At 67.1% G+C, this 4,861-nt stretch carries 7 protein-coding genes and 1 pseudogene; 5 read left to right on the top strand and 3 right to left on the bottom strand.

Annotation, left to right across the window (positions count from 1 at the left end; translation table 11 throughout):
- The 5 genes from AB4Y84_RS13310 to AB4Y84_RS13330 all read left to right on the top strand — a co-directional run.
- Nucleotides 1-286: TPM domain-containing protein (locus tag AB4Y84_RS13310; protein ID WP_442250264.1), on the top strand; the 286-nt coding region annotated here is incomplete at its 5' end.
- A gap of 84 nt (nt 287-370) precedes the next feature.
- On the top strand, nt 371-1,258 hold the full coding sequence (gene lgt / locus AB4Y84_RS13315) for a prolipoprotein diacylglyceryl transferase (RefSeq protein ID WP_089238861.1): 888 nt from the start codon (nt 371-373) through the stop codon (nt 1,256-1,258).
- A complete protein-coding gene (locus AB4Y84_RS13320) occupies nt 1,255-2,049 on the top strand; it encodes a thymidylate synthase (protein ID WP_230113097.1) in 795 nt (264 codons plus the stop codon). Before lgt ends, AB4Y84_RS13320 begins: the two co-directional genes overlap by 4 nt.
- Nucleotides 2,046-2,609 (top strand): hypothetical protein, encoded by a 564-nt coding sequence (locus AB4Y84_RS13325; protein WP_442244640.1) that lies wholly within the window; start codon nt 2,046-2,048, stop codon nt 2,607-2,609. Before AB4Y84_RS13320 ends, AB4Y84_RS13325 begins: the two co-directional genes overlap by 4 nt.
- A 12-nt stretch (nt 2,610-2,621) precedes the next feature.
- A complete protein-coding gene (locus AB4Y84_RS13330) occupies nt 2,622-3,113 on the top strand; it encodes a dihydrofolate reductase (RefSeq protein ID WP_442244639.1) in 492 nt (163 codons plus the stop codon).
- Between the two features lie 48 nt (nt 3,114-3,161).
- On the opposite strand, the gene AB4Y84_RS13335 is transcribed toward AB4Y84_RS13330, so the two are convergent.
- The 3 genes and pseudogenes from AB4Y84_RS13335 to AB4Y84_RS13345 form a co-directional block, all read right to left on the bottom strand.
- On the bottom strand, nt 3,162-3,806 hold the full coding sequence (locus AB4Y84_RS13335) for a DUF1287 domain-containing protein (protein ID WP_442244638.1): 645 nt from the start codon (nt 3,804-3,806) through the stop codon (nt 3,162-3,164).
- Entirely contained in the window at nt 3,803-4,759 is a 957-nt protein-coding gene (locus tag AB4Y84_RS13340; protein ID WP_442250265.1) for a symmetrical bis(5'-nucleosyl)-tetraphosphatase, read from the bottom strand. The genes AB4Y84_RS13335 and AB4Y84_RS13340 overlap by 4 nt, the downstream gene beginning before the upstream one ends.
- Nucleotides 4,759-4,861 (bottom strand): annotated as a pseudogene (locus AB4Y84_RS13345) (hypothetical protein); the annotation flags it as partial. The pseudogene AB4Y84_RS13345 and the gene AB4Y84_RS13340, both read right to left, overlap by 1 nt.

A 4,861-nucleotide genomic window follows, 5' to 3' on the forward strand; every position in this document is an offset into this window, starting at 1 on the left:
CCTGCGCACCTGGGATACCGCCCACAACAACGGCGTGCTGATCTACCTCTTGCTGGCCGACCATGCCATCGAGATCGTGGCCGACCGCGGCCTGCAGGGGCGGGTCGCGCCCGAGCAATGGCAGCGGGTCTGCACCCACCTGCGCGAGGGCCTGCGCGGTTCGCAGCCGGTGGCGGCGCTGCGTGATGCCATCGATGAGGTTTCCACCCTGCTGGAAGGGCACTTTCCGGCCTCGGCGCGGTCCGATCAGGACGGCCTGCCGGACACGCCGCAGATCCTGGGCTGAAGCCCGGCAATCGCGTGACCGGGGCCGCCGCGAGGCCGCTCCCGGGCGGCGCTAGAATATCGGCATCCCTGCAAGGCGCCCTTCATGATCTATTTCCACGACATCGACCCCATCGCCCTCTCGCTGGGACCGATCAAGGTGCACTGGTACGGCATCATGTACCTGCTCGGCTTCACCGCCGCCTGGCTGTTGGGGCGCAAGCGCATCGCCGACGGGCGCCTGCCGGGCGTCGATGCCAACGGCTTCTCCGACCTGCTGTTCTACGCCATGCTCGGCGTGGTGCTGGGCGGCCGCATCGGCTACATGCTGTTCTACGCGCTGGGCGATTTCCTGCACAACCCGCTGCTGCTGTTCAAGGTGTGGGACGGCGGCATGAGCTTCCACGGCGGCCTGCTGGGCGTGATCGCCGCCTGCTGGTGGTGGTCGCGCAAGCACGCGCTGCACTTCTTCGACACCATGGATTTCATGGCGCCGCTGGTGCCGTTGGGCCTGGGTTTTGGCCGCGTCGGCAACTTCATCGGCGCCGAGCTGTGGGGCAAGTACACAGACGGCAGCTGGGGCGTGGTGTTCCCGTCCGGCCTGCCGGCGCCGCTGAACCAGCTCGACCACGCCACCCTGCAGTCGCAGTTCGCCAGCGGCGCGCTGAATCAGTTCGCCCGTCATCCGTCGCAGTTGTATGAAGCGCTGCTGGAAGGCCTGGTGATGTTCGTGGTGTTGTGGACGGTGTCGGCCAAGCCGCGCCATCGCTATCTCATCGGCGGCCTGTTCGCGCTGCTGTACGGCATCTTCCGCTTCGCCGTGGAGTTCGTGCGCATGCCCGACAACGGCGTCTATGTGGCGTTCGGCTGGCTGACCAAGGGCCAGATCCTGTGCGTGCCGCTGATCGCCTTCGGCCTGGTGTTGCTGGTGATGTCGCGCCGCGCGCCGGTGCTGCAGCCGCAGCCGCTGGTGGTCGCCGAGGGCAAGGCATGAAGGCTTACCTGGACCTGCTCTCGCACGTGCTCGAACATGGCGCGGAGAAGAGCGACCGTACCGGCACCGGCACCCGCAGCGTGTTCGGCTGGCAGATGCGCTTCAACCTCAACGACGGTTTTCCGCTGGTCACCACCAAGAAGCTGCACCTGCGCTCGATCATCCACGAGCTGCTGTGGTTCCTGAAGGGCGATACCAACATCGGTTACCTCAAGGACAACCAGGTGCGGATCTGGGACGAGTGGGCCGACGACAACGGCGACCTCGGCCCGGTGTACGGCAAGCAGTGGCGCAGCTGGGCCACGGCCGACGGCGGCAGCATCGACCAGATGCAGTGGCTGGTGGACGAGATCAAGCGCAATCCGGATTCACGGCGGTTGGTGGTCAGTGCCTGGAACGTGGGCGAGCTCTCGCAGATGGCGCTGATGCCGTGCCACAACCTGTTCCAGTTCTACGTGGTCGACGGCAAGCTCAGCTGCCAGCTGTACCAGCGCAGTGGCGACATCTTCCTCGGTGTGCCATTCAACATCGCCAGCTACGCACTGCTGACGCACATGGTGGCGCAGGCCACCGGCCTGGGCGTCGGCGATTTCGTGCACACGCTGGGCGATGCGCACCTGTATTCGAACCACTTCGAGCAGGCCCGCGAGCAGCTGTCGCGTGCGCCGCGCGCGTTGCCGACGCTGTGGTTGAACCCGGAGGTGACCGATCTGTTCGGCTTCCAGTTCGATGACATCCGCATCGACGGCTACGATCCGCATCCGGCGATCAAGGCGCCGGTGGCGGTGTGAGTGCGCGCCCACGCGTTGCGGCGCTGCTGGCATTGGCTGGCCTGGCGCCGCTGAGCCTGGTCCAGGCGGCGCCTGCAGACACCCTCGCATTGGCCCGGCAGGTCAACGAGCAGATCGTGCACAAGCACATGCGCGGGGAATTGCAGTCCTTCGTCCGGACGCTCGATAGCGGCGCCCTGCTGCCCAGCGACATACCGGCCGGCTGCCAGGCGCAGGTGCGCGAGGCGGTGACCGGCATGTACGCGGCGATGGCCGAGCACCTGAAGGCTGGCATCGAAGAGCCCGCCTACCAGCATGAGCTCGAGCAGCGCCTGGCGGTCGTCTATTCCAGCAAGGATCTGCAGGAATTCCTGGCGCGCAGCGGCGGTACGGACGTTGCCACGCTGTCCAGCGACATCCTGTCGGGACCGGGGCTGAAGGAGATCGAGGACGCGCAGATGCAGAGGATCCTCGAAGGCCTGGACGAGAATTCCACGTCGAACCCCGCGCTGGCTGCGGCGCTGCGCGCGGCCAGTACCGCCAACGAGGCCTGTACACGCCTGCAGATCGACGCCGGCTGAGGAGGCCGCACCATGAAACTTTCGATGATCGTTGCGCTGGACCGCAATCGTGGCATCGGCCAGGGCAATGCCATGCCCTGGCACCTGCCGGACGACTTCAAGCACTTCAAGGCGTTGACCCTGGGCAAACCGATCCTGATGGGGCGCAAGACCGCCGAATCGATCGGCCGCGTGCTGCCGGGTCGGACCAACCTGGTGCTGACCCGCAGCGGCCAGGTGCCGTTCGAGGGGATGCGTGCGGTGGCCGCGCTGGACGAGGCGAAAGCGATTGCAGAAGGTGAGGGCGCCAGTGAGCTGTGCATCATTGGTGGTGGCGAGATCTTCCGCCAGCTGCTGGACCAGGCCAGTGATCTGTACCTGACCTGGGTGGATGCCGAAGTACCGGCCGACACCCACTTCCCCGAGCTGGACCCGGGTGACTGGCAGGAGGTGAGCAGTGAGCCGCATCCCGCTGACGAACGCCATGCCTACGCCTTCCGCTTCATGCACTACGTCCGCCGCTGAGCGCGACGTCCTGTAGAGCCCGGCCTTGCTCGGCTCTACAGGATCGTTTTACGGCATCCGGTAGTGGCCGATGATGGCGTGCTGGAACAGCAGGTTCTCTTCCCGCGTACCACGCGCGATGTTGTGCAGCACCAGCGGCGTGCCGTCGGCCAGGCGCCGGTCGGAGACGATGCCCACGTGCAGCAGGCCGTTGCCGTTGAGCTTCCAGGCCACGATGTCGCCGGCAGCGAAGTCGCTGGGAAGGGCACTGATCGGCTGCTGCCAACCCTGGCGGTCGAACCAGCGCATCAGGTTGGGCACGCGCCGATGGTCGATGTTCCGATCCGGTCGGGACAGGCCCCAAAGGGCCGGATAGGCGCTGAAATCAGCACGCATGTCTTCGTTCACGCGGACCTGCAGGTCCAGCCCTTGCGTACGCAGTGCGCGGACCACTACGTCGGTGCATACGCCGCGATCAGCGGGCACGTCGCCACCGGGGTAGGCGAGCACCTGATAGGCAGGGTCGTAGCGGGTGGTGACGCCGATCTGCGCGCGGGCGGCAGCGACCAGCGGTGGTGAGGGTGCCGTTGCTGAAGCCGGGGCGGCGGCCTTGTTGGCGCCGGAGGTCGCTGGCGACGACGTGGGCTGGCAGCCGCTGGCCAGGGCCAGCGTCAGCAGCAGCACCGTCCATGGTGCGCGGTTGCCTGGCTTCATGCCGAAGGGGGCGTGCCGTTGTTGTTGTTGCCACCCCCACCACGGCGGCGGCGCCGACGCGGACCACGGTTGCCGGGGGCGCCGGCCGTTGCTGCGTTGCCGTTGCCCTGGCTGTTGTCCTTGCCTTGCCCTGCCGCGCGCTCATGTGCAGGCCGTGCAGGCGGCCGCGCGTTGGCGACCGGTGCCGGCACGTCACGTCCCGGAACCTGCACCACACGCAGCTCATCGGTGTCGAGCTGGATTGCGGTGAGCTTGCCGCCCCACACTGCACCGGTGTCGATCGCGTGGATGCCCTGGGTGATGGTCAGGCCCAGCGCGGACCAGTGGCCGCAGACCACCTTCAGGTCGCGCTCGACCCGGCCCGGCACTTCGAACCAGGGATACAGCCCCTGTTCCTGGGTGCCCGGCGTACCCTTGTCCTCGATGCCGATACGGCCGCGCGAGGTGCAGTAACGCATGCGCGTCAGCACGTTGATGATCGCCCGCGAGCGCTCGTAGCCGGTCAGGTTCGGCGCCCAGCTGGGCTTGTCGCCGTACATGTTGCGGAACAGCTTGCGGTAGCCGGCGCCGTGCAGCTGCACTTCCACTTCGGCCGCATGCTTCTCGGCCATCTGCGTGGTCCACTTCGGCGCCAGGCCGGCATGCACCATCATCCAGCCCAGTTCGCGGTCCACGTGCACCAGCTTCTGCAGGCGCAGCCAGTCCAGCAGCACATCACGGTCTTCGGCCTGGACGATGCGCAGCAGGTCCGGGTTGACCTTGCGCTGCTCTTCCTCGGTGCGCGCACCGACGGCCAGCAGGGAAAGGTCGTGGTTGCCGAGCACCACCACGCTGTGTTCGCGCAGCGAATGCACCAGCCGCAGCGTTTCCAGTGACTGTCCACCGCGGTTGACCAGGTCGCCGCAGAACCACAGGGTGTCCTGCGCCGGATCGAACCGGATCTTCTCCAGCAGGCGCTGGCCTGCGCGAACATCATCAGTTCCACGTCCGACGGCGACCGGCCCAGCGCGGTGAAGCGCTCGCGCAGGTAGTCGATCTCGTCCTGCGCCATGGCC

Origin of the sequence: Stenotrophomonas sp. 2YAF22 (genome assembly GCF_052114665.1) — a bacterium.
Taxonomy (GTDB): domain Bacteria; phylum Pseudomonadota; class Gammaproteobacteria; order Xanthomonadales; family Xanthomonadaceae; genus Stenotrophomonas; species Stenotrophomonas indicatrix.

Coding starts and splice junctions, on each gene's coding strand:
- AB4Y84_RS13335 (WP_442244638.1), bottom strand. CDS start 3,806: ATGAAGCCAGGCAACCGCGCACCATGGACGGTGCTGCTGCTGACGCTG.
- AB4Y84_RS13320 (WP_230113097.1), top strand. CDS start 1,255: ATGAAGGCTTACCTGGACCTGCTCTCGCACGTGCTCGAACATGGCGCG.
- lgt (WP_089238861.1), top strand. CDS start 371: ATGATCTATTTCCACGACATCGACCCCATCGCCCTCTCGCTGGGACCG.
- AB4Y84_RS13330 (WP_442244639.1), top strand. CDS start 2,622: ATGAAACTTTCGATGATCGTTGCGCTGGACCGCAATCGTGGCATCGGC.